Source organism: Kitasatospora sp. CB01950 (assembly GCF_001905465.1).
Lineage (GTDB): Bacteria > Actinomycetota > Actinomycetes > Streptomycetales > Streptomycetaceae > Kitasatospora.
In genome coordinates, this window is the sequence record NZ_LISX01000005.1 from 37,703 (window position 1) to 58,986 (window position 21,284).

The 21,284-nt window shown below is 73.6% G+C and carries 21 protein-coding genes and 1 riboswitch; of the genes, 12 read left to right on the forward strand and 9 right to left on the reverse strand.

The features are described 5' to 3' along the window. The first annotated feature begins 393 nt into the window (after positions 1 to 393). A complete protein-coding gene (locus AMK19_RS14695; protein WP_073811814.1) occupies positions 394 to 993 on the forward strand; it encodes a DUF4126 domain-containing protein in 600 nt (199 codons plus the stop codon). 22 nt (positions 994 to 1,015) lie between these two features. Further along, the gene (locus AMK19_RS14700; protein ID WP_073811815.1) at positions 1,016 to 2,407 is read left to right on the forward strand and encodes a phytoene desaturase family protein; all 1,392 of its coding nucleotides are present in this window, start codon (positions 1,016 to 1,018) and stop codon (positions 2,405 to 2,407) included. A gap of 10 nt (positions 2,408 to 2,417) precedes the next feature. Here AMK19_RS14700 and AMK19_RS35215 read toward each other — a convergent pair whose 3' ends face one another. Together AMK19_RS35215 and metF are read right to left on the reverse strand one after the other, a co-directional pair. Then, a complete protein-coding gene (locus AMK19_RS35215; RefSeq protein WP_073811817.1) occupies positions 2,418 to 3,158 on the reverse strand; it encodes a hypothetical protein in 741 nt (246 codons plus the stop codon). Positions 3,159 to 4,204: 1,046 nt separating this feature from the next. After that, complete coding sequence (gene metF, locus AMK19_RS14710; RefSeq protein ID WP_073811818.1) at positions 4,205 to 5,119, reverse strand: methylenetetrahydrofolate reductase [NAD(P)H]; 915 nt, start codon at positions 5,117 to 5,119, stop codon at positions 4,205 to 4,207. 170 nt (positions 5,120 to 5,289) lie between these two features. Here metF and AMK19_RS14715 point away from each other — a divergent pair, with 170 nt between their 5' ends. Next, entirely contained in the window at positions 5,290 to 6,396 is a 1,107-nt protein-coding gene (locus AMK19_RS14715) for a polyprenyl synthetase family protein (protein ID WP_073811820.1), read from the forward strand. Here AMK19_RS14715 and AMK19_RS14720 read toward each other — a convergent pair. The 4 genes from AMK19_RS14720 to AMK19_RS14735 form a co-directional block, all read right to left on the reverse strand. Beyond that, a complete protein-coding gene (locus AMK19_RS14720) occupies positions 6,329 to 7,027 on the reverse strand; it encodes a VanZ family protein (protein ID WP_241844415.1) in 699 nt (232 codons plus the stop codon). The two genes, AMK19_RS14715 and AMK19_RS14720, sit on opposite strands and share 68 nt — an antisense overlap. A 199-nt stretch (positions 7,028 to 7,226) precedes the next feature. Next, positions 7,227 to 7,862 carry a thiamine phosphate synthase gene (gene thiE / locus AMK19_RS14725; protein WP_073811821.1) on the reverse strand — a complete coding sequence of 212 codons (636 nt, stop codon included), beginning with the start codon at positions 7,860 to 7,862 and terminating at the stop codon, positions 7,227 to 7,229. Then, the gene (locus AMK19_RS14730; RefSeq protein WP_073811823.1) at positions 7,859 to 8,224 is read right to left on the reverse strand and encodes an Rv2175c family DNA-binding protein; all 366 of its coding nucleotides are present in this window, start codon (positions 8,222 to 8,224) and stop codon (positions 7,859 to 7,861) included. The genes thiE and AMK19_RS14730 overlap by 4 nt, the downstream gene beginning before the upstream one ends. Positions 8,225 to 8,244: 20 nt before the next feature. Then, on the reverse strand, positions 8,245 to 9,393 hold the full coding sequence (locus AMK19_RS14735) for an NAD(P)/FAD-dependent oxidoreductase (protein WP_083646909.1): 1,149 nt from the start codon (positions 9,391 to 9,393) through the stop codon (positions 8,245 to 8,247). A gap of 112 nt (positions 9,394 to 9,505) precedes the next feature. Beyond that, positions 9,506 to 9,619, forward strand: a riboswitch (TPP riboswitch). On the opposite strand from AMK19_RS14735, the gene thiO reads away from it, so the two are divergent. The 4 genes from thiO (at position 9,613) to pknB (ending at position 13,574) form a co-directional block, all read left to right on the forward strand. Beyond that, positions 9,613 to 10,758, forward strand: a complete 1,146-nt coding sequence (gene thiO / locus AMK19_RS14740; RefSeq protein ID WP_073811826.1) for a glycine oxidase ThiO — start codon at positions 9,613 to 9,615, stop codon at positions 10,756 to 10,758. (Overlaps the previous riboswitch by 7 nt.) Continuing rightward, positions 10,755 to 10,964 (forward strand): sulfur carrier protein ThiS, encoded by a 210-nt coding sequence (thiS, locus tag AMK19_RS14745; RefSeq protein ID WP_073811827.1) that lies wholly within the window; start codon positions 10,755 to 10,757, stop codon positions 10,962 to 10,964. The genes thiO and thiS overlap by 4 nt, the downstream gene beginning before the upstream one ends. A gap of 1 nt (position 10,965) precedes the next feature. Further along, entirely contained in the window at positions 10,966 to 11,757 is a 792-nt protein-coding gene (locus AMK19_RS14750) for a thiazole synthase (RefSeq protein ID WP_073811829.1), read from the forward strand. An 80-nt stretch (positions 11,758 to 11,837) separates the two neighbouring features. Next, on the forward strand, positions 11,838 to 13,574 hold the full coding sequence (gene pknB, locus AMK19_RS14755; RefSeq protein WP_073811830.1) for a Stk1 family PASTA domain-containing Ser/Thr kinase: 1,737 nt from the start codon (positions 11,838 to 11,840) through the stop codon (positions 13,572 to 13,574). A gap of 34 nt (positions 13,575 to 13,608) precedes the next feature. Here the strand turns inward: pknB and AMK19_RS14760 are convergent, their stop codons facing one another. Further along, the gene (locus AMK19_RS14760; RefSeq protein ID WP_073811832.1) at positions 13,609 to 14,235 is read right to left on the reverse strand and encodes a sulfite oxidase-like oxidoreductase; all 627 of its coding nucleotides are present in this window, start codon (positions 14,233 to 14,235) and stop codon (positions 13,609 to 13,611) included. A 287-nt stretch (positions 14,236 to 14,522) separates the two neighbouring features. On the opposite strand from AMK19_RS14760, the gene bfr reads away from it, so the two are divergent. Continuing rightward, positions 14,523 to 15,002, forward strand: a complete 480-nt coding sequence (gene bfr / locus AMK19_RS14765; protein WP_073811833.1) for a bacterioferritin — start codon at positions 14,523 to 14,525, stop codon at positions 15,000 to 15,002. 28 nt (positions 15,003 to 15,030) lie between these two features. On the opposite strand, the gene AMK19_RS14770 is transcribed toward bfr, so the two are convergent. Beyond that, entirely contained in the window at positions 15,031 to 15,264 is a 234-nt protein-coding gene (locus AMK19_RS14770) for a (2Fe-2S)-binding protein (protein WP_073811834.1), read from the reverse strand. A 129-nt stretch (positions 15,265 to 15,393) separates the two neighbouring features. Then, positions 15,394 to 16,725: a class II 3-deoxy-7-phosphoheptulonate synthase gene (locus AMK19_RS14775; RefSeq protein WP_073811835.1), complete on the reverse strand. Its 1,332-nt coding sequence runs from the start codon at positions 16,723 to 16,725 to the stop codon at positions 15,394 to 15,396. 300 nt (positions 16,726 to 17,025) lie between these two features. Here AMK19_RS14775 and AMK19_RS14780 point away from each other — a divergent pair, with 300 nt between their 5' ends. From AMK19_RS14780 to AMK19_RS14795, 4 genes are all read left to right on the forward strand, one after another. Continuing rightward, entirely contained in the window at positions 17,026 to 18,963 is a 1,938-nt protein-coding gene (locus AMK19_RS14780) for an anthranilate synthase family protein (RefSeq protein WP_241844416.1), read from the forward strand. Positions 18,964 to 19,062: 99 nt separating this feature from the next. Further along, positions 19,063 to 19,413, forward strand: a complete 351-nt coding sequence (locus tag AMK19_RS35985) for a CU044_2847 family protein (RefSeq protein WP_073811838.1) — start codon at positions 19,063 to 19,065, stop codon at positions 19,411 to 19,413. Then, entirely contained in the window at positions 19,410 to 20,303 is an 894-nt protein-coding gene (locus AMK19_RS14790; protein WP_073811840.1) for a trypsin-like peptidase domain-containing protein, read from the forward strand. The genes AMK19_RS35985 and AMK19_RS14790 overlap by 4 nt, the downstream gene beginning before the upstream one ends. Before the next feature lie 33 nt (positions 20,304 to 20,336). Next, positions 20,337 to 21,269 carry a hypothetical protein gene (locus tag AMK19_RS14795; RefSeq protein ID WP_143200221.1) on the forward strand — a complete coding sequence of 311 codons (933 nt, stop codon included), beginning with the start codon at positions 20,337 to 20,339 and terminating at the stop codon, positions 21,267 to 21,269. Positions 21,270 to 21,284: the final 15 nt, after the last annotated feature.

Here is a 21,284-nt window from a genome sequence, read left to right on the forward strand (position 1 = left end):
GCATCCATCGTGAACGGGGGGTCTGACAACTCCGGACCGTTCGTGACCGTCCGGTCGTCCCCATGGCCGTTCCCCCGGGAACGGGGCCGGGCTCCGCCGCCCCGTGTCGGCGGTGCCCGGCCCCGTCCTCGGCCGTTGGTCGCGCCCAGGGCCTGTGGTGCGGGCCAGCTGTCCCCCGTCGGCCGTGGCCTGCCCCGGGCGCTCCGGGAGGCTCCGCCCGGCGGCGGCCTTCCCGTTGCCCACTACTGTGCCGTCACGCCGTCACAGCGGGAACCCGCGCGAGTACTCAACCGGCGATCTGAGTACGGATACTCAGACGCCCCCGGCGGTCGGCGGGGGCGGGTACCGTGGCCGAACCCCGTCCGAGGGCCGGGCGGGCGGAGGGGGCGTGCGGTGGAAGCCATTCCGCTGATCTTCACCAGCGGCTGGGCGAGCGGGATCAACGCCTACGCGGTGGTGCTGCTGCTGGGCCTGTTCGGCCGCTTCGGCGGCGCGGAGTCGGTCCCGCCGGTGCTGGAGCGCACGGACGTCCTGATCGCCGCGACGGTGCTGTTCCTGTGCGAGGCGGTCCTGGACAAGATCCCCTACGTGGACAGCGTCTGGGACGTGATCCACACCTTCGTCCGCCCGGTCGCCGGCGCCACCGTCGGCGCCCTGCTCGCCGCCCACGACCCCGGCTCGCTCGGCGAGGTCGCCGCGGGCGCGGTCGGCGGCACCACGGCACTACTCAGCCACGGCGTCAAGGCAGGCCTGCGGATGGCCGTCAACACCTCCCCCGAGCCCGCCTCCAACATCCTCGTCAGTCTCGCCGAGGACCTCTCCGTCGCGGGCCTGGTCACCCTCGCCGTCTTCCACCCCTGGCTCGCCGCCTCGACGGCCGCGGTCCTGCTGCTGCTCGGGGGGCTGCTGGTGTGGTTCGCGGTGTCCCGCATCCGCCGGTTCTGGCTGCGCCGCAAGGAGCGCAGGCTGCAGCGCCTGGAGGCGGCGGCGTGAAGGCCGCATAAGATCTTCTGCCATGGCTCGCATCATCGTCGTCGGCGCAGGTATGGGCGGTCTCGCCGCCGCGTCCAGGCTCGGCACCCTCGGACATCGGGTGACGGTCCTGGAGGCCGCCGGGACGTACGGCGGGCAGGTGGGGGCGTACCGGCGGGACGGGTTCGGGTTCGACACCGGGCCGGGGCTGCTCGCGTTGCCGGCGGTGTACCGGGACCTCGCGCTGAAGACCGGCCGGGAGCCGCTGGAGCAGCTCGTCGGGTTGCGGCCGGTGGACCCGGAGAGTCGCCATCTGTTCGCGGACGGCACCGAGTTGGCGCTGCCGAACGCCTCGCGCGGCGGTGTCGGCCAGGCCCTGGACGCGGCGTTCGGCGCGGGCGCCGGCGAGCGGTGGAACGACATGGTCAACCGGGGCCGCACGGTCTGGGAGGCCACCCGCCGTCCGCTGCTGGAGGAGCCCCGCCCGGCCGTCGACCCGGCCGACCCGTACCCGGTGCCGCCGCGTCGCGGCCTGTCGCGGCTGCTGCCGCGCGGGCGCCACACACTGGCCGAGGTCGCCGCCCGGGAGTTGGACGGCGCGCCCGGCCCGACGGCGCTGCTGGCCGAGTACGCGTTGCGGTACGGGCTGAATCCGCTGTCCGCGCCCGCCTCGGCGACCGTGCTGCCGTACATGGAGCAGTCGTTCGGCGTCTGGTACGTGGACGGCGGCATGCGGGCGCTCGCGGACGCGGTGTTCGCGCGCTGCGAGGCCCGCGGCGTGGAGTTCCGATTCGACACGCCTGTGCGGGCGTTGGAGCGGGCGGACGGGCGGGTGACCGGCGTCCGCACCGACGACGGGGTGCTGACCGCCGACGCGGTGCTGTCGGCCGTCCCCGGCCTGGGGGTCTCCGAACCGGCCGAGCCCGCGCCCGGCCGCTTCACCGTGCTGCTCGCCCTGGACGGCGCCCGCCCGGTCGGCACCGCGCACCGCACCGTGCTGCACGGCGCGGACGTCGCCGCCGAGGCGCGCGCGGTGTTCACCGACCGCGTCCTGCCCGACCGCCCGACCGTCCAACTGCTGCGCCCGGACGACCCGTCGCTGGTCCCCGGCCCGGACTGCGAGGCGGCGGTGCTGACCGTCACCGTCCCGGCCGGGATCGCCCTGACGGACGCCCAACAGGACGCCTATGCCGAGCAGTTGATGAACGACCTGGCCGCCGCGGGCATCGACCTGCGGGAACGGCTGCGCTGGCGGGAGACCCGGCTGACGGCCTCCGTCCCGGTGCCCGGACTGGCCGGCGGGCAGCTCGGGCAGGCCAACCGGCCGGGCGAGCCGGGACTGTACCTGATCGGCGCGCACGCCCACCCGGGCGGCGGGCTGGCCCGGGTCGGGATGTCCGCCTCGATCACGGCCGGGCTGATCGGCCCGGCGTGACGCCGCCTCATTACTGCTGCTGGTAGTACCAGTTGTGCTGCTGCTCGCCGGGCTGCTGCGGGATGTACGGCTGCTGCTCCGGCTGGTACTGCTGCTGGTACTGCTGTTGCTGCTGCTGCTGCGGGAACTGGTAGACCGGCTGGCCGTACTGGTCGTAGCCGATCAGTTGCGGCTGCTGCTGTTGCTGCTGCTGCGTGTACGGGTCCTGGTACGGCTGCTGCTGGTAGCCGTAGTCGGGCTGCTGGTACGGCTGTTGCTGGTACTGCTCCTGCTGCGGCTGGTGGGCGACCGGCTCGTCCGCGTAGACGCCCGCGTCGATCTCCTGGAACTCCTCGTACGCGTACGGCTGTTCGTCCACCGGCTGGTCCTCGACCGGGCCGACCTCACCGACCTTCGGCGCGGTCTCGACAGTCACCGCCACGCCGGCCGCGCCACCGGTGGCCGCGGCCAGCAGCGGCACCTTCGCCAGGGGTCCGGGCAGGGTGCCGTCGGCGCGGCGCAGCGACCAGCCCACGGGGCGGCCGCGCTTGACCGAGAGGGTGACCATCGCCTGGCCCGCCGCGAAGGCTCCGGCGCCCACGACTATCACCGGTACGGAGGACTGGGTCATCCCCACGACGACGCCGAGGAACCCCACCAGCGCGAGTGCCCGCCAGTGCAGCGCGGCCCGGTTCTGCAGCAGTAGTTCGGCCGCCAGCCAGACCGCGACCAGCGCCAACGCGCCATAGAGGAACAGGTGTCCGATGCCCATCCCCGCAACCTCCAGACGCCACCATCACCGCGCGGTTGCGGGCGACTGTACAGCCTCCGGGCAAACACCACCGCATCCCGCACACGCCCAACCTGCACACCTACCCCGCAGCACGCCACACCGGCCCCAACACCCCGACCGACAGCCGAACTTCTCCCCCGCCACCGAACCCCGACCCGCACGGCGACACAGCCCGGCGCCTCGGCCACCGGCGGACTTTCCTGCCGCCCGAAACCCCGGCCCGCAGGGCGACACGGCCCAGCACCTCGGCCGCCAGCGGACTTTCCTGCCGCCCGAAACCCCGGCCCGCAGGGCGACACGGCCCAGCACCTCGGCCGCCAGCAGACTTTCCCGCCGCCCGAAACCCCGGCCCGCAGGGCGACACGGCCCAGCACCTCGGCCGCCAGCAGACTCTCCTGCCGCCCGAAACCCCGGCCCGCAGGGCCCGGCCCACCCGCCACCGAAGCCCAGCCCGGAGGGCGACGCGACTCAGCGCCCCGGCCACCGGCAGGCTTTCCTGCCGCCCGAGACCCCGGCCCGCAGGGCCCGGCCCGCCCCCGCCACCGAAACCCCGCCCGCAGAACGACACAGCCCCAACACCCCGGCCGCCAGCGGGCGCTCCTCCCACCCGGACCCGGCCTGCCCCTGCCGCCGAAGCCCCGCCCCCAGGGCGACACACAGCCCCAGCGGCCACCAGCGGACTTTCCTCCCGCCCGAACTCCGGCCCGCAGGGCCCGGCCCGCCCCCGCCACCGAGGCCCAGCCCGGAGGGCGACACAGCCCCAACACCCCGACCGCCGACGGACTTTCCCGCCGCCCGAAGCCCCGGCCCGCAGGGCCGAACCGCCCCACGCCGGCGAAGCCCCGCCCGCAGGGCGACACACAGCCCCAACACCCCGACCGCCAGCGGGCGTTCCTCCCGCCCGAAGCCCCGGCCCGCAGGGCCGAACCGCCCCACGCCGGCGAAGCCCCGCCCGCAGGGCGACACACAGGCCCGGCGGACACCAGCAGCCCTTGCCTCCCGCCCGGCCCCCGCCCGGAGGGCGGTCAGCGGGTGTGCAGGCCCAGGTTCTGGTAGATCTCCAGCGTCGAGGTGCTGTGGTTGAGCGTGATGAAGTGCAGGCCCGGCGCGCCCTCCGCGAGGAGCCTCTCGGCCATGGCGGTGGCGTGCTCCAGGCCGACGGCGCGGACCTCGGCCGGGTTCTCGGCGGCGGCCTCCAGGCGGCGCCGGAACTCCGGCGGGAAGTCGGAGCCCGAGAGCTGCGGGAAGCGCACCAGCTGCCGGATGTTGGTGACCGGCATGATCTCCGGGATGATCGGCGTCTCGCAGCCGGCCGCCGCGACCCGGTCGCGCAGCCGCAGGTAGTCCTCGACCTCGAAGAACATCTGGGTGATCGCGTAGTCCGCGCCGGCCCGGCACTTGGCGACGAAGTGCTTGATGTCCTCGTCCCAGTCGGCGGAGCGCGGGTGCATCTGCGGGAACGCGGCCACGCCGACGCAGAAGTCGCCGATGCCCTTGATGAGTTCGACCAGCTCGGAGGCGTAGCTGACGCCTTCCGGGTGGCGGACCCACTCGCCCATCGGGTCGCCGGGCGGGTCGCCGCGGACGGCGAGCACGTTGCGGACGCCCTCGTCGGCGTACTGGCCGATGATGTTGCGCAGTTCGGCCACCGAGTGGTCCACCGCGGTGAGGTGCGCGACGGGGGTGAGGGTGGTCTCGGTCGCGATCCGGCCGACCAGGTTGACGGTGCGGCCGCGGGAGGAGCCGCCGGCGCCGTAGGTCATGCAGACGAAGTTGGGGTCGAGCGCCTCGACGCGGCGGATCGCGTCCCAGAGTTTGCGTTCGCCCTCCTCGTTGCGGGGCGGCATGAACTCGAAGGAGAAGGAGCGGTCGCCTGCCGCCAGCAGGTCGCGCACGGTCTGGGCGCGGTCGCTTCTGGTGGAGGGAATGCCGAGTGCCATGCAGGCAGGTTAGCCTTCGGCGGCGCGGCCCGGACAAACCGAGTCCAGGGGCTGAGACAGTTGTCGAGATTTCCGGCCATGCCGTTCGCAGTCCGGCCCGGCGGCGGTGGGCGGGCGCACCCGAGCCGGGGCGTTAATCTGACTGTCAGCCCATCTAACCGGAGTTCCAGGTGCCCTCCTCCACCCGTCTTCCCCGCAACCCCATCGACGCGGAAGACGTGCGCGACCGCGTCAATGCCGCGCTGAGTGCGTTCATGGCCGAACAGACCGCCCTGCTCTCCGGGATCTCCGACCAGCTCGGCCCGGTCGCCGACGCGCTGCGCGAATTCCTGCTCGACGGCGGCAAGCGGCTGCGTCCGGCGTTCTGCTACTGGGGCTGGCGCGCGGCCGGCGGCGACGCCGACGAACCCGGCATCGAGCGGGCCGCGGCCGCCCTGGAGCTGCTGCAGGCCAGCGCCCTGGTGCACGACGACCTGATGGACCGCAGCGACACCCGCCGCGGCGTGCCGTCCGTGCACCGCCGCTTCGAGGGCATGCACCGGGCCAACGGCTGGCGCGGCGACCGCGAGCAGTACGGCGCGTCCGCGGCGGTGCTGCTCGGCGACCTGCTGCTGATCTGGTGCGACGAGCTGTTCCAGCGCTCGGGGCTGCCCGCCGCCGCGGTGTCCGCCGGCAAGCCCGCCTTCGACCTGATGCGCACCGAGGTCATGCTCGGCCAGTACCTGGACGTCCTGGAGCCGGTCTCGGGCGACTCCACCGACGCCGGCGCACTCGACCGCGCGCGCACCGTCCTGCACTACAAGTCGGCGAAGTACACCATCGAGCGCCCCCTCCAGGTCGGCGCGCTGCTGGCCGGCGCGGGCCCGGACCTGGTCGAGGCGCTCGGCAACTTCGGCCTGCCGCTGGGCGAGGCGTTCCAGCTCCGGGACGACCTGCTCGGCGTCTTCGGCGACCCGGCGGTCACCGGAAAGCCGGCCGGCGACGACCTGCGCGAGGGCAAGCGCACCCTGCTGGTCGCGCACGCGATGCGCGGCCTGTCGGAGATCGACGCCAAGCAGCTGGACGCCCGGCTCGGCGCGCCGGACCTCACCGCCGACGAGGTGGTCGAGCTGCGCGAGCTGATCTCCGCCAGCGGCGCCCCGGCGCTCGTCGAGGCCCGCATCGACCAGCTGCTCGACGAGGCGCTGGCTGCCCTGCGCACCGCCCCGATCAGCGACGGCCCGGCCCGCGAGGTGCTGCTGGCGCTGGCGGACGCGGCGACCGTGCGGAAGTACTAGAAGCAGACCAACGGCGTCGGGAGGACCACGCGGCCAGCCCGGCGCCGGCGGCGTTCAGCAGGACGTCGTCCACCGAGGAGACCCGGTCCAGCCACAGCACGTACTGGGCGGTCTCCACCAGCACCGAGCAGGCCGCGCCGAGTGCCAGCATCCGCGGCACCGAGGCGAGTGCGCGGAACCGTATCGGCGCGAAGCGGCCGAGCGCGGCGAACACCAGCAGGTTGCCGACGATCTGCACCGTCGCGGTGACCGGTGTGCCGTGGGTGAGGATCGCGTGGATGTCCCGCAGCGGCAGCAGGCTCACCCGCCGGGGCGCGACGCCCGCCCCGGGCCCGGGCAGCATGATCATCCACACCCAGGGCAAGGTCCCGTGCACCATCGCGACCTCGGCGACCGAACGCCGCCATCCGTCGGCCGTGCCGCCCCGGCGCCGCGCCAGCGCCCACACCACCGCCGCGGACAGCGGCAGCGCGGCCAGCGACCAGAACACCGCCGCGTTGATGGTGACCAGCCAGGGCTGCCACCCGGCACGGTGGTGCAGCGGCCGCTGCGCGACGAACGCGACGGCCGCCGCGAGAAGCAGCGCCGGACCGAACAGCGCGATCCGGCGGGCACGGGGTACGGGGTTCACGACTCCACGGAGGACGGCAAGGCCCTCCACGGTTCCCGGACACCACGCGCGGCCGGCCTTCCCCACAGCCGACCGGGCAGAGCCGCCGCGGACGGCCTGCCCGCGCGCCACAGCCGTGCCCGGGCCACCGGCCCCGAGGCCCCCACCGGTTCCGAACACCGCGCCACCGACCGGGCCGCGCGCGGGCTGCCCGCCAGGGCTAGCGCAGGCGCGCCGCCAGTTCGGCTGCGGCCGCGCCCGGGTCCTCGGCCGCGGTGAGCGCCCGGACGACCACGATGCGGGTGGCGCCGGCGTCCAGCACCTGGTCGAGGTTGCCCCGGTCGATGCCGCCGATGGCGAACCACGGCCGGTCCGGGTTCCGGTCGGCCGCGTGGCGGACCAGGTCGAGGCCGGGGGCGTGGCGGCCGGGCTTGGTGGGGGTGGGCCAGACCGGGCCGGTGCAGAAGTAGTCGACGCCGGGTTCGGCGATCGCCGCGTCCACCTCGCTCTCGGCGTGGCAGGAGCGTCCGATCAGCACGTCCTCGCCGAGGATCGCCCGGGCCACCCGCACCGGCAGGTCGTCCTGCCCGAGGTGCAGCACGTCGGGGCGGGCGCCGTACGCGACGTCGGCGCGGTCGTTGACGGCCAGCAGCTTGCCGTGCCGCTTCGCCGCGTCTGCGAAGACCTCCAGGAATTCGAGTTCCTGGCGGGCCTCCAGGTTCTTGTCGCGGAGCTGGACGATGTCGACGCCGCCGGCCAGCACGGCGTCCAGGAAGTCGGCCAGGTCGCCCTGTTCGCGCCGGGCGTCGGTGCAGAGGTAGAGCTTCGCGTCGGCGAGTTGCCGGCGGGCCGTCACAGTGCGAGGGCCTGGGCGCGGCGCTTGACCTCGGTGCCGCGGTTCTCGCGCAGCGCCTGGATCGGGCTGCCGGGCAGCGACGGGTCCTCGGTGAACATCCACTCGAGGATCTCCTGGTCGGAGAAGCCGCAGTCGCGCAGCACCGTGAGGGTGCCGATCAGGTGCTTGACCGGACCGTCGTCCTCGATGAAGTCGGCGGGCACCTGGAGGGAGTTGTTCTGGCCGCGGCGGACGGCCAGCAGGGTGCGGTTCTTCACCATGTCCCGGACCTCGGTGATCACCACGCCCCACCGCTCGGAGATGTCGGGCAGGTACAGCCACGCAGGGACCAGGGCGTCGATCTTGGGATCAATAGTGCTCACGCCCCCAGCCTACCCACGCGCTACGCGGTCGCCGCCTTCAGCTGGACGGCGGGGTCGGCGGCGAGCGCGGGATCGAGCACGGCGCCGCGTTCGATCAGGCGGCGGCCCTGCGCCAGGTCGCGCGGCCGGTCCACGGCGAGCAGCGCGACGAGGACGCCGTCGCGCAGCCACAGCACCGACCAGTCGCGCCCGGACGGGGAGCCGCGCCACAGCAGGTGGTCGGCCCCGGCATGCCGGCCCGCGTACTGCACCATGCGGTCGAACTGCTCGGACCAGAAGTACGGGACGGGGTCGTAGGGCGCGTCCAGGGCGCCGAGCACGGACGCGGCGACCGTGCCGCCGGAGTGCAGCGCGTGGTCCCAGTGCTGGACGGCCAGCCGGGTGCCGAACCGGGCGGACGGGTAGGAGACGCAGTCGCCGGCCGCCCAGACGCCGGGCAGTGCGGTGCGCAGCCGGTCGTCGACCGGGACGGTGCCGTCGGGGTCGAGGGCGAGCGGGCTGTCGGCGAGCCAGCCGGTGGCGGGGCGGGCGCCGATGCCGACCACCACCTCGTCCGCGGGCAGGTGGGTGCCGTCGGCGAGCAGCACCCCGCCGTCGGCGGCCCCGGCGACGCCGACGCCGCAGCGCAGTTCGACGCCCGCGGCGGCGTACCACTCGGCCATCAGCGCGCCGAGTTCGGCGGGCAGCGCCCCGGCGAGCGGGGTGGCGGCGGCCTCCACCACGGTGACGTGGCAGCCGAGGGCGCGGGCGACGGTGGCGGTCTCGGCGCCGATCCAGCCCGCGCCGACCAGCACGATCCGCCGGCCGGGGGTGAGTGCGGCGCGCAGCGCGTGCGCGTCGTCGACGGTGCGCAGGGTGCGGGCGCCGGGCAGGCCGGGGAGGGTGCGCGGGTCGGCGCCGGTGGCGATCACCAGGGCGCTGTACGGGAGTTCGCCGCCGTCGGTGTGCAGCACGCCGGCGGTCAGGCCGGTGGCGCGGCGGCCGGTGAGCAGTTCGACGCCGAGGTCGGTCCAGTCGAGTTCGAAGGCGGTGGCGTCGGCCTTGCCGAGCAGGACGTCCTTGGACAGCGGCGGCCGGTCGTACGGCAGGTGGAGTTCCTCGCCGACCAGGGTGATCGCGCCCTGCCAGCCTCCCTGTCGCAGGTTCAGGGCGGCCTGTGCGCCCGCCATGCCCGCCCCGACCACGACGACCCGGTCCGTTGCCCTCAGCTCAGCCACGGCCCCACCCTAACCGCCCGCATGCGCCTATGGGCGGGGGTCGGCCCGGCGTTAAAGTGGAGGGACTGACTATCACGGGAGCCCGGCGCACCGGGCTGAGAGGCGGGCTGTGGCGGCCCGCGACCGTCCGAACCTGATCCGGGTCATGCCGGCGAAGGGAGAAGAGGCGTTGTGGCTCATTCCGACGTGCTGGTGATCGGCGGGGGCATCATCGGCCTCGGCGTCGCCTGGCGCACCGCGCAACGCGGGCTGCGCGTCGCGGTGGTGGACCCGTCGCCGGGCGGCGGCGCGGCCCGGGTGGCCGCGGGGATGCTCGCCCCGGTCACCGAACTCCAGTACGGCGAGGAGCCGTTGCTGCGCCTGGGCATGGCGTCCAACGAGCGGTACGGCGCGTTCGCCGCCGAGCTGACCGAACTCACCGGCCTGGACACCGGCTACCGCCGCACCGGCACGCTGGCCGTCGCGCTGGACTCCGACGACCGCGAGGAACTGCGCGAACTGCACGCCTTCCACGGCCGGTTGGGCCTGGCCTCGGAGTGGCTGACCGGCCGGGAGTGCCGCCGGCTGGAGCCGATGCTGGCGCCCGGGGTGCGCGGCGGCCTGCACGTCGCCGAGGACCACCAGGTGGACGGCCGCCGACTGGCCACCGCGCTGGTCGCGGCGTGCAAGCTGCTGGGCGTCGCCTTCCACCGCACCCAGGCCGCCGCGCTGCTGACCGACGGCGAACGCGCCACCGGCGTACGGCTGTTGACCGGCGAGCACCTGACGGCCGGCCGGACGGTGCTGGCGGCGGGCTCCCGCAGCCACCTGCTGCCGGGCCTGCCGGACGGGGTGCTGCCGGCGATCCGCCCGGTCAAGGGGCAGGTGCTGCGGCTGCGCATCCCCGAGCTGTACGCGCCGTTCCTGTCCCGCAACGTGCGCGCCGTGGTGCGCGGCCGGCACCTGTACCTGGTGCCGCGCGCCGACGGCGAGTTGGTGATCGGCGCGACCACCGAGGAGATGGGGCACGACACCACGGTCACCGCGGGCGGCGTCTACGAGCTGCTCCGCGACGCGCACGAACTCGTCCCCGGCATCACCGAGTTGCCGCTGGTGGAGACCAACGCGGGCCTGCGGCCCGGCTCCCCCGACAACGCGCCGCTGCTCGGCCCGACCTCGCTGGACGGCCTGGCCGCCGCCACCGGGCACTACCGCAACGGCGTGCTGCTCACCCCGGTCACCGCCGACCTGCTCGCCGACTACCTGGCCACCGGCGAACTCCCCACGCTGGCCGCCGACTTCACCCCCGACCGCTTCCGCACCGAGGTGCCCGCATGAACACCGTCGCCCTGACCGTCAACGGCGAACCCCGCACACTGCCCGAGGCCACCACCCTGGACGCGGTGGTCGCCGAGGTCTCCGCCGCCAACACCGGCGTCGCCGCCGCCGTCAACGAGGCCGTGGTGCCGCGCAGTTCATGGGCCGACACGGCGCTGCGGGCGGGCGACCGGGTGGAGATCCTCACCGCCGTGCAGGGAGGCTGAGATGGCCGACGACCTGCTCACCATCGGCGGCACGACCTTCACCTCCCGCCTGATCATGGGCACCGGCGGCGCGCCCAGCCTGGAGGTGCTGGAGCAGGCGCTGCGCGTCTCCGGCACCGAGCTGACCACGGTCGCGATGCGCCGGGTCAACACCGCAACCCAGGGCTCGGTGCTGGAGGTGCTGGCCCGCAACGGCATCCGGATCCTGCCGAACACGGCCGGCTGCTACACCGCCGGCGAGGCCGTGCTGACCGCCCGGCTGGCCCGCGAGGCGCTCGGCACGAACTGGGTGAAGCTGGAGGTGATCGCCGACGAGCGCACCCTGCTGCCCGACCCGATCGAACTCCTGGACGCCGCCGAGACCCTGGTCGACGACGGCTTCACGGTGCTGCCGTACACCAACGACGACCCGGTGCTGGCCCGCAAGCTGGAGGACGTCGGCTGCGCGGCGATCATGCCGCTGGGCTCGCCGATCGGCTCCGGCCTGGGCATCCGCAACCCGCACAACTTCCAGCTGATCGTGGAGTCCGCGAACGTCCCGGTGGTGCTCGACGCGGGCGCCGGCACCGCCAGCGACGTCGCCCTGGCGATGGAACTCGGCTGCTCCGCCGTCATGCTGGCCTCGGCCGTGACCCGCGCCCAGGACCCGGTGCTGATGGCCGACGCGATGCGCCGCGCCGTCGAGGCCGGTCGCCTCGCCCACCGGGCCGGCCGCATCCCGCGCCGCTACTACGCCGAGGCGTCCTCCCCGACCACCGGCCTCGCCGACACCCGCGAGCGCCCGGCGTTCTGACAGCACGCGCCCGTTCCGACGGCACGCGCCCGGCAGGTGGTCCAGCCCTGCCGGGCGCTGACTAGACTCCTCGGGTGGACATGACGCTGAACGACCCCCTGATCGGCGCGCTGCTCGACGGGCGCTACCGGGTCGAGCAGCGGATCGCCGTCGGCGGTATGGCGACGGTCTACCGCGGCACCGACACCCGCCTCGACCGGACCGTCGCGCTGAAGGTGATGCACCCTTCGCTGGCGGGCGACGCCGACTTCACGGCGCGGTTCATCCGCGAGGCGAAGGCGGTGGCCCGGCTCGCGCACCCCAACGTGGTCAACGTGCTGGACCAGGGCGCGGATCCGCGCGCGGTGTTCATGGCGATGGAGTACGTCCCCGGCCGCACCCTGCGCGACCTGCTGCGCGACCGCGGCGCACTCTCGGTGCGGGCCGCGCTGGACGTCCTGGAGCCGGTGCTGGCGGCGCTCGGCGCGGCGCACCGCGCGGGGCTGGTGCACCGGGACGTGAAGCCGGAGAACGTGCTGATCACCGACAACGGCCTGGTGAAGGTCGCGGACTTCGGCCTGGTCCGGATCATGGGCGCCGCCGACCAGAACGCCACCGCCACCACCGAGGCGGGCCAACTGCTGGGCACCGTCTCGTACTTGGCACCGGAGCAGATCAGCCAGGACGCGCCCACGGACCAGCGGGTGGACGTCTACGCGGCGGGCATCCTGCTGTACGAGATGCTGACCGGCGCCAAGCCGCACACCGGCGAGAACGCCGCCCAGGTGATGTACCGCCACCTGCACGAGGACGTCCCCGCGCCGTCGCGGACCGCCCCCGCGGTGGGCCCGGAGCTGGACGCGCTGGTCGCCGCCGCGACCGCCCGCGACCCGCAGGCCCGCCCGTGGGACGCGGTGGAGCTGCTGGCCGCGGTGCAGCGGGTGCGCCGGACGCTGCCGGACGGGCAGTTGGACGCGGAGCCGCCGGCGTCCGGCCGGCCCACCCCGCAGTTCAATCCGGGCGAGGAGACCGCGGTGATCAGCGCCCCGCCGGGCCTGGAGCGCACCAGCGTGCTGGACGTCCCGCCGGACCTGCTGCCGCCGGTGCGCCCGGTGAACGAGGACCTCCCCGCGCGCCGCCGCCGCACCGCCCGTCGGCGCAGCGGCAACACCAAGCCGCTGATCTGGTCGGCGGTGGTGCTCGCGGTGGTGCTGCTGGTCGGCGGCGTGACGTACACGCTGTCCAGCGCGGTGTACGCGACGGTGCCGAGCGTGCTGGGGCAGAGCCGGCAGCAGGCCGTCACGATCCTGGACAAGCAGGGCCTGCACGGCACGTACACCCAGCAGTTCAGCGAGTCGGTGCAGGCCGGCCAGGTGATCTCCACCGACCCGGGGGTCGGCGCCAAGGTCCGCAAGAGCGACGCGGTGAAGGTGGTGGTCTCGCGCGGCCCGGAGCGGGTGCCGGTACCGGAGTTGACGAACCGCCCGCTGGCCGAGGCCGGCAAGGCGCTGGCCGATGCCCGGCTGACGGCGGGCACCACCACCGAGCAGTTCAGCGACACGGTGCCGAAGGGCGCGGTGATCTCCGCCGACCCGGCGCCCGGCACGGCGCTGTCCCCGAACTCGCCGGTGGCGCTGACGGTCTCCAAGGGCATGCACCTGGTGCCGGACGTCGTCGGGATGTCCAAGGACGACGCGGTGAAGGCCCTGCAGGACGCCGGGTTCACCCCGCAGATCGCCGGCCTGCTGCCGCTCGGCAAGGCCACCGGGCAGTCCCCGGCGGCGGGCACGCCGCGCCCGCAGGGGTCGACGGTGACCGTCACCATCAGCCTGTTCTAGCACCCGGCAGGATCGACCGGACAGGCCCGAGCGACTACCGCGGCGGGCCGTCGCCCTCCTGCTCCTGGTAGGAGTAGCGCTGCTGCTGCCAGGGGTCGGCCCGGTTGTGGTAGCCGCGTTCCTCCCAGAAGCCGCGCCGGTCGGCCCGCATGTACTCGACGGCGCGCACCCACTTGGGGCCCTTCCAGGCGTACAGGTGGGGCACCACCAGGCGGACCGGGAAGCCGTGTTCGGCGGTGAGCGGCTGCCCGTCGTGGTGGGTGGCGAACACCGTCGACGGGTCGGCGAAGTCGGCGAGCCGCAGGTTGGCGCTGTAGCCGTACTCGGCCCACACCATGACGTGGGTGACGGTCGGGTCGGGCGGCACCAGGTCGAGCACCGTCCGGGCGGCGACGCCGCTCCACTCGTTGTCGAGCATGGAGAACTTGGTGACGCAGTGGAAGTCGCCGCGGACGGTCGTCCTGGGCAGTGCGTGGAAGGCCGCGAAGTCCCAGCTGGTCCTCTCCGCGTCGGCGGTCGCCCCGAACACCTGGAAGTCCCAGCTGTGCGGCTTGAACCGGGGCACCGGCCCGTAGTGCAGCACCGGCCAGCCGCGCTGTCGGCGCTGGCCCGGCGGGAGCCTCGGGTCAGGCGGCGGCTGTTCCGATTGGTGCTGACCCATGGCTCCATGGTGACAGACGGCGTTCCGCGAACCGTGAGCGCCCCTTCCGGAACGCATTCCGACGGAGGGGGGCAACACGAGGGAATTACCCGCCGGGCGCTCCGGCCAGATACCCCCGAACAGTCCAATCCGTCCGGCATCCGTGCAGGTCAGAAAATTCTCTGGCCTGGAGAAACGTCGACCACCGACCGTTCGGTAAGCGTGAACTTACTGGAAGTGACCCCGCCCGACTGCCACGATGCGGGCAACCCGGCACCGGCCGGAATGACGAGCCAGGAAGGCAGGCCATGCAGGGCGACCCCGAAGTCATCGAGTTCCTCAACGAGCAGCTGACGGCCGAGCTCACCGCGATCAATCAGTACTTCCTGCACGCGAAAATGCAGGAGAACAACGGCTGGACCAAGCTCGCGAAATACACCCGGCACGAGTCCTTCGACGAGATGAAGCACGCCGAGACGCTCACCGACCGGATCCTGTTCCTGGAGGGCCTGCCGAACTACCAGCGGCTGTTCCACGTCCGGATCGGGCAGACCGTCACCGAGATGTTCCAGGCCGACCGGCAGATCGAGGTGGAGGCGATCGACCGCCTCAAGCGCGGGATCGTGGTGATGCGCGCCAAGAACGACGTCACCTCGGCGAACATCTTCGAGGACATCCTCGCCGACGAGGAACACCACATCGACTACCTGGACACCCAGCTGGAGCTGATCGACAAGCTCGGCGAGGCGCTCTATCTCGCGCAGGTGATCGAGCAGCCGGAGACCTGAGCCGCCGGAGACCTGAGCCGCCGGGAGCCTAGGCGGCCTGCGGAGAGGCCGGTTCGGCCAGGCCCAGCCGCCGGGCCAGCCGGGCGGTGGGGCAGGGGCGGGCGCCGTGCTCGCCGAGCAGCGCCTGGATCCGCCGGACGCAGGAGCCGCAGTCGGTGCCGGCCTTGCAGCCCCGGGCTATCTGGCGCGGGGTGGTGGCGCCCTCGTCGATCTCCTGCTTGACCCGGGCCTCGGTGACCGCGTGGCACATGCACACGTACATGCACGGCCCCTTCCAGCTCGGCTTCCTTTACTGAGCCTTACCTTACCTGGTGGTGCGGGTACGAAGAAGGCCCCTCCGCCTTCGGAACACCGAAAACGGAGGGGCCTTCGTCACACCGGCCGGTCGGCCCTACTGGCCGCGGTACATCTCGGCGACCAGGAACGCCAGGTCCAGCGACTGGCTGCGGTTGAGCCGCGGGTCGCAGGCGGTCTCGTAGCGCTGGTGCAGGTCGTCGACCAGCACCTCGTCGCCGCCGCCGACGCACTCGGTGACGTCGTCGCCGGTCAGCTCCACGTGGATGCCGCCCGGGTGGGTGCCGAGCGCGCGGTGCACCTCGAAGAAGCCCTTGACCTCGTCGAGCACGTCGTCGAACTTGCGGGTCTTGTGGCCGCTGGACGCCTCGTAGGTGTTGCCGTGCATCGGGTCGCTGATCCACACCACCTGGGCGCCGGACGCGGTGACCTTCTCCACCAGGGTGGGCAGGTGGTCGCGGATCTTGCCCGCGCCCATCCGGGTGATGAAGGTGAGCCGGCCGGGCTCGCGGTCCGGGTCCAGCTTGTCGATCAGCGTGAGCGCCTCGTCGACCGAGGTGGTCGGGCCGAGCTTCACACCGATCGGGTTGCGGATCTTCGACGCGAACTCGATGTGCGCGTGGTCGAGTTGACGGGTGCGCTCACCGATCCAGACCATGTGGCCGGAGACGTCGTACAGCTCGCCGGTGCGCGAGTCGGTGCGGGTCAGCGCCGTCTCGTAGTCCAGGATCAGCGCCTCGTGCGAGGAGAAGAACTCGACCGTCTTGAACTCCTCCGGGGCCACCCCGCAGGCGTTCATGAAGGCCAGCGCCTGGTCGATCTCCCGGGCCAGCTGCTCGTAGCGCTGACCGGCCGGGGAGTTGCGCACGAAGTCCTGGTTCCAGGCGTGCACCTGGCGCAGGTCGGCGTAGCCGCCGGTGGTGAAGGCGCGCACCAGGTTCAGCGTCGAGGCGGACGCGTTGTACATCCGCTTCAGGCGCTCCGGGTCCGGGATCCGGGACTCGGGGGTGAACTCGAAGCCGTTCACCGAGTCGCCGCGGTAGACCGGCAGGGTCACGCCGTCGCGGGTCTCGGTGTTCTTCGAGCGCGGCTTGGAGTACTGGCCGGCGATCCGGCCGACCTTCACCACCGGCACCGAGGCCGCGTAGGTGAGCACCGCCGCCATCTGGAGCAGGGTCTTGAGCTTGTTGCGGATGTGGTCGGCCGACACGCCGTCGAAGGCCTCGGCGCAGTCACCGCCCTGCAGCAGGAACGCCTCACCACGCGCGACGGCGCCGAGCCGGGCGCGCAGCTGGTCGCACTCGCCGGCGAAGACGAGCGGCGGATAGGAGGCGAGCTCCGCAAGGGTATTGCGCAGAGCCTCTTGGTCCGGCCATTCAGGCTGCTGCGCCGCGGGCAGGGACTGCCAGGAGTGGTTAGTCACGGTCACAAGGGCAAGGCTACGGGGTGCTCGGCGCAGCTCGGTGACGCCGCCCGGTGGGTGAGACAGCTCGTGGACATCCTCCCGGCGCCCTCCGCGGTGGGCTATGGTCTGCTGCATGACCGCGACGCACACCTCTTCCTGGTGGTGGGCCTGCCCGTTGGGCGGCCCACGGATCGCGCGTCCCCTGTAGACGAACGACGGCCGCCCTTCGGGGCGGCCGTCGGCGTCTGTGTCCAGCGTCACGACCTTCCCGGAGGGCGGCGGCAGAGCCCGCACCAGCCACCTCCCGGAAGGATCACCGCAGCCGTGACCACCACCGCAGCCGACCTGCTCGCCCGGCTCACCGCGCCCGGCGCACCCGCTTTCGCCCTGCTGCACCGCCGCGCGCCCCGGCTCGCCCCCGACACCGTCGAGCTGCTGCTCGGCACCGTCTCCGAGCACGACACGCTGGCCGACCTCCCGGTGCGGCACGGCGTCCCCGCCGACGGCCCCCGGCACGACCTGCTGGCCCTCGTCCCCTACGCCCAGCTGCGCGAACGCGGCTTCGCCGCCCGCCAGGACGGCACTCCGCTGCGCGCCCTGGCCGTCGAGGAGCAGCACGCGCTGCCGCTGGCCGCGCTGCTGGCCGCGCTGCCGGACACGCCGGTGGAGCTGCGCGGCGGGGAGTTCGACATCGCCGACGAGGAGTACGCGGAGATCGTCCGGCGGGTGATCGAGGACGAGATCGGGCGCGGCGAGGGCGCCAACTTCGTCATCCGGCGCGACTTCCGGGCCGAGCTGGACGGCTTCTCCACCGCCACCGCGCTGACCCTGTTCCGCCGCCTGCTGGAGCACGAGCGCGGCGCGTACTGGACGTTCCTGGTGCACACCGGCGACCGGGTGCTGGTCGGCGCGTCCCCCGAGGTCCACGTCCGGCAGTCCGGCGGCACCGTGGTGATGAACCCGATCTCCGGCACCTACCGCTATCCGTCCACCGGGCCGACCGCCGAGTCACTCCTCGAATTCCTGCGCGACCCCAAGGAGTTGGAGGAGCTCACCATGGTGGTCGACGAGGAGCTGAAGATGATGTGCGCGGTCGGCGACCTCGGCGGGCAGGTGCTCGGGCCGCGGCTGAAGGAGATGGCGCACCTCGCGCACACCGAGTACGAGCTGCGCGGCCGCACCTCGCTGGACGTCCGGGACGTGCTGCGGGAGACCATGTTCGCGGCCACCGTCACCGGCAGCCCGGTGCAGAACGCCACCCGGGTCATCGACCGGTACGAACGCGGCGGGCGCGGCTACTACTCGGGCGCGCTGGCGCTGATCGGGCGCTCGGCCGGCGGCGGCCAGCAGTTGGACTCGCCGATCTGCATCCGGGCCGCCGACATCGACCCCGCCGACGGCTCGCTGGTCGTCCGGGTCGGCGCCACCCTGGTCCGGCACTCCGACCCGCACTCGGAGGTCGCCGAGACCCACGCCAAGGCCGCCGGCGTGCTCTCCGCGCTCGGCGCCCGCCCGGCCCGGCCTGCGAAGGCCGCCGCCGCCCGGCCCCGGCTCGGCGAGGACCACCGGGTGCAGGCCGCGCTCGGCGCCCGCCGGGCCGGACTCGCCCCGTTCTGGCTGCGGATGCAGCAGCCCGCCGAGCCCCGCCCGGGCGCGCACGCGCTGGTGGTGGACGCCGAGGACACCTTCACCGCGATGCTCGCCCACCTGCTGCGCTCGCTCGGCCACTCCGTCACCGTGCTGCGCCACGACACGCCCGGCCTGCGCGAGCGGGCCGCCGCCCACCCCGGCCCGCTGATCCTCGGCCCCGGCCCCGGCGACCCCGCCGACCTCTCCGACCCGAAGATGGCGCTGCTGCGCCCGATCGTCGCCGACGCCCTCGCCGCGGCCCGGGACGGCTCCCGCACCGCGCCGCTGCTGGCGGTCTGCCTCAGCCACCAGCTGCTCGCCGCCGAGCTCGGCCTGCCGCTGACCCGCAAGGCCGTCCCGTTCCAGGGCGCGCAGGAGCGCATCGACCTGTTCGGCACCCGCCGCACCGTCGGCTTCTACAACACCTTCACCGCCCGCTGCGACGACACCGCGGCCCGCCGCCTCGCCGCCGACACCGTCGAGGTGGCCCGCGACCCCCGCACCGACGACGTCCACGCCCTGCGCGGCCCGGGCTTCGCCGGGCTGCAGTTCCACCCCGAGTCGGTGCTCACCCGGGACGGCGTGGAGATCGTCGCGGAGTTGCTGCGCGCAGTCCCGGCCGTGCACGGCTGACCCATCCGTCACACCCGTCACGAACCCCGAAAACGCGTAGTAAGGAGCAGAGTTGACTGATATTCATATCCTGCTTCGCGAGCGGGAATGGAGGGGGACATGGCGCATTCGACGGAACACGACACGGTGGAGATCGTCCTCGACGACGGCACCGTCCTGCACGCGGCCGTCCGGGCCGGATCGGAGCCGGCGGCCGGGGACGCGGGGGCGGTCTCCAGGGCGGTGACGCACAGCCTCGGCGAGGTGCGGCGAACGGTCCGCGCGGTGGGCCGCTGGGCCCGCGACACCGCGCTCGACGCCGGCGACCCCGACTCCTTCGAGGTCGAGTTCGGCCTCAACCTGGGGCTGAAATCCGGTCAGTTGATCAGCGTGCTGGCGGAGGCCTCCGGCGAGGCCAGCCTGGTCGTCAGACTGGGCTGGTCGCGGCCGGACGGCCAGCCCGCCGAGTGACGGCGCAGGGCGCACCGGCCGCCGCACTCTGGCTGGCCGGGCCGGAAGGCGAGTTCCTCGGCAGCGGCTTCCACCTCGGCGGCGGCCGGGTGGTCAGCTGCGCCCACGTGGTGGCCGGGCAGTCCTCGGTGACGGCCCGCCACTCCGGTGCCGCACACCCGGCCCGGGTGGTGCTGCTGGCCCCGCCCGAACGCCCGCCCGGCGCGGCCGTGCACCCGCCGCCGGACCTGGCGGTGCTGGCCGTCCCGGGCCTGGCGGGCGCACCGGCGGTACCGCTCGCCGACCGCGACGTCGCCAACGGCGCCGCGGTCCTGGTACACGGCTTCGCGGAGAACACCCTGACCCGCGAGGTCGGCCCGGAATCGGCCCAGCTGACCGTGGCAGGCCCGTCCGGCATCGGCCTGCGCGTCCAACTGGGCTCGATCCCGTTCGGGTTGAGCGGCAGCATGGCGATCGACGGCCACGGCCGGGTGGTCGGCGTCGTCAAGGCGACGGCCGACAGCCGCACCACGATGGGCGGCTGGCTGACCCCGCTGTCCGAGCTGCTGCCGCTGCTCGGCGAGCGGTCGCCCGCACCGGAACGGCCTCGGTCGGTCACCGCCATGACCTGCGCCCGGCTGCTGGCCGAGCTGCCGCTGCTCCAGGACCCGCCGGCCCGTCTGGAGTTGATCCAGATGGTGAACGACCGACTCGACCCCGGAGCAGGGATCAAGGTCCCCTATCACGGGCATGCATTCCTGCACCTGCGCGGCATCGCCGCCGCCTGCCTGAACCACCGCGACCCGACCACCGCCCTGCACGCCCTGCTGGAGGGCGCATTCGCCCTGTCCGGACCGCACCGGGCACTCGACGACCTCGGAAGACTGCTGCACATCGACCCGGAGGGATGAGACATGGACCGCTGCACCAGGGAGACCCGGCACATGCTGCAGCGCATCCTGTCGGGCTGGCACGAACTGGCCCTGCCGCTGCCCGATCTGGAACAGCATCTCGCCGAACAGACCGACTACATCGTCCATGTGCACCACGCCGGCCTCCCGCAGTCCGCCAACCGGATCGCCAAGTACCTGTCCGAGGACCACGCCCAGCCCGCCGCCGCCATCGGCCACCTGCACGACTGGCTGACCGACACCATGGGCGCCCAACTGCGCGGCGACTGGGTGGCGTTCCTCGGCCGGGTGCAGGACGCCCGGGGGCTGACGACGGACCAGCGCGCCGACTTCGTGGCGATCGCCGAGGTGCTCTGCTTCCCGCCGCAGCCGCCGGAGCACGCCACCGGGCTGGAGCTGCTCCGACTGGCCGAACAGTCCCTGGCCGGTGGCACCCCCTCGCTGCTGCTGCTCGAACTCGACCGTGTCGAGGCCGTGTTGGGCCAGCAGGCCCGCGAGGCGGTGGAACGCTCGCGGGCCTACGTGGTGCGTGTCCCGTCCCTCCCGCACCGGCTCCGCACCCCGTTGGCGGTCGCCGGCGCGCTGCTGGCCACGGCCGGCGTGGTGACGGCCGTCGTGCTGGTCAAGGCTCCCCCGCCGCTGCCGAGCCGTCCGGTGACCTGGTCACCGATCGTGGTACGCGAGGGCAGCGCGTCCTCGGCGAAGGTGGACGTCCCGGCGGAGGCGCACCGACTGGTGGCGCACATCCACCTGACCGATCAGCACCCGGACACCGGCGGCTGCCCGGGCATGCAGGTCGCTCTCGCCACCGACATGGGCCAGAGCACCGATTGGCAGAGCCCGGACGTACCGCTGTCCGTCGCCGTGACGCCCGGCCACAACCAACTGACCCTCACGCTTGCCCTCCGCGGCAACAAGGGCTGCGACCTGCACATAGACACCCAGAGCGTCGACTTCGAACGATAGGAGGCCCTCGTGCCC

Excerpts from the sequence above, each read along its gene's own strand:
- AMK19_RS14700 (WP_073811815.1), top strand. The coding sequence starts at position 1,016 with ATGGCTCGCATCATCGTCGTCGGCGCAGGTATGGGCGGTCTCGCCGCC.
- AMK19_RS35215 (WP_073811817.1), bottom strand. The coding sequence starts at position 3,158 with ATGGGCATCGGACACCTGTTCCTCTATGGCGCGTTGGCGCTGGTCGCG.
- metF (WP_073811818.1), bottom strand. The coding sequence starts at position 5,119 with ATGGCACTCGGCATTCCCTCCACCAGAAGCGACCGCGCCCAGACCGTG.
- AMK19_RS14735 (WP_083646909.1), bottom strand. The coding sequence starts at position 9,393 with ATGGCGGGCGCACAGGCCGCCCTGAACCTGCGACAGGGAGGCTGGCAG.
- thiS (WP_073811827.1), top strand. The coding sequence starts at position 10,755 with ATGAACACCGTCGCCCTGACCGTCAACGGCGAACCCCGCACACTGCCC.
- AMK19_RS14750 (WP_073811829.1), top strand. The coding sequence starts at position 10,966 with ATGGCCGACGACCTGCTCACCATCGGCGGCACGACCTTCACCTCCCGC.
- pknB (WP_073811830.1), top strand. The coding sequence starts at position 11,838 with ATGACGCTGAACGACCCCCTGATCGGCGCGCTGCTCGACGGGCGCTAC.
- AMK19_RS14760 (WP_073811832.1), bottom strand. The coding sequence starts at position 14,235 with ATGGGTCAGCACCAATCGGAACAGCCGCCGCCTGACCCGAGGCTCCCG.
- bfr (WP_073811833.1), top strand. The coding sequence starts at position 14,523 with ATGCAGGGCGACCCCGAAGTCATCGAGTTCCTCAACGAGCAGCTGACG.
- AMK19_RS14770 (WP_073811834.1), bottom strand. The coding sequence starts at position 15,264 with ATGTACGTGTGCATGTGCCACGCGGTCACCGAGGCCCGGGTCAAGCAG.
- AMK19_RS35985 (WP_073811838.1), top strand. The coding sequence starts at position 19,063 with ATGGCGCATTCGACGGAACACGACACGGTGGAGATCGTCCTCGACGAC.
- AMK19_RS14795 (WP_143200221.1), top strand. The coding sequence starts at position 20,337 with ATGCTGCAGCGCATCCTGTCGGGCTGGCACGAACTGGCCCTGCCGCTG.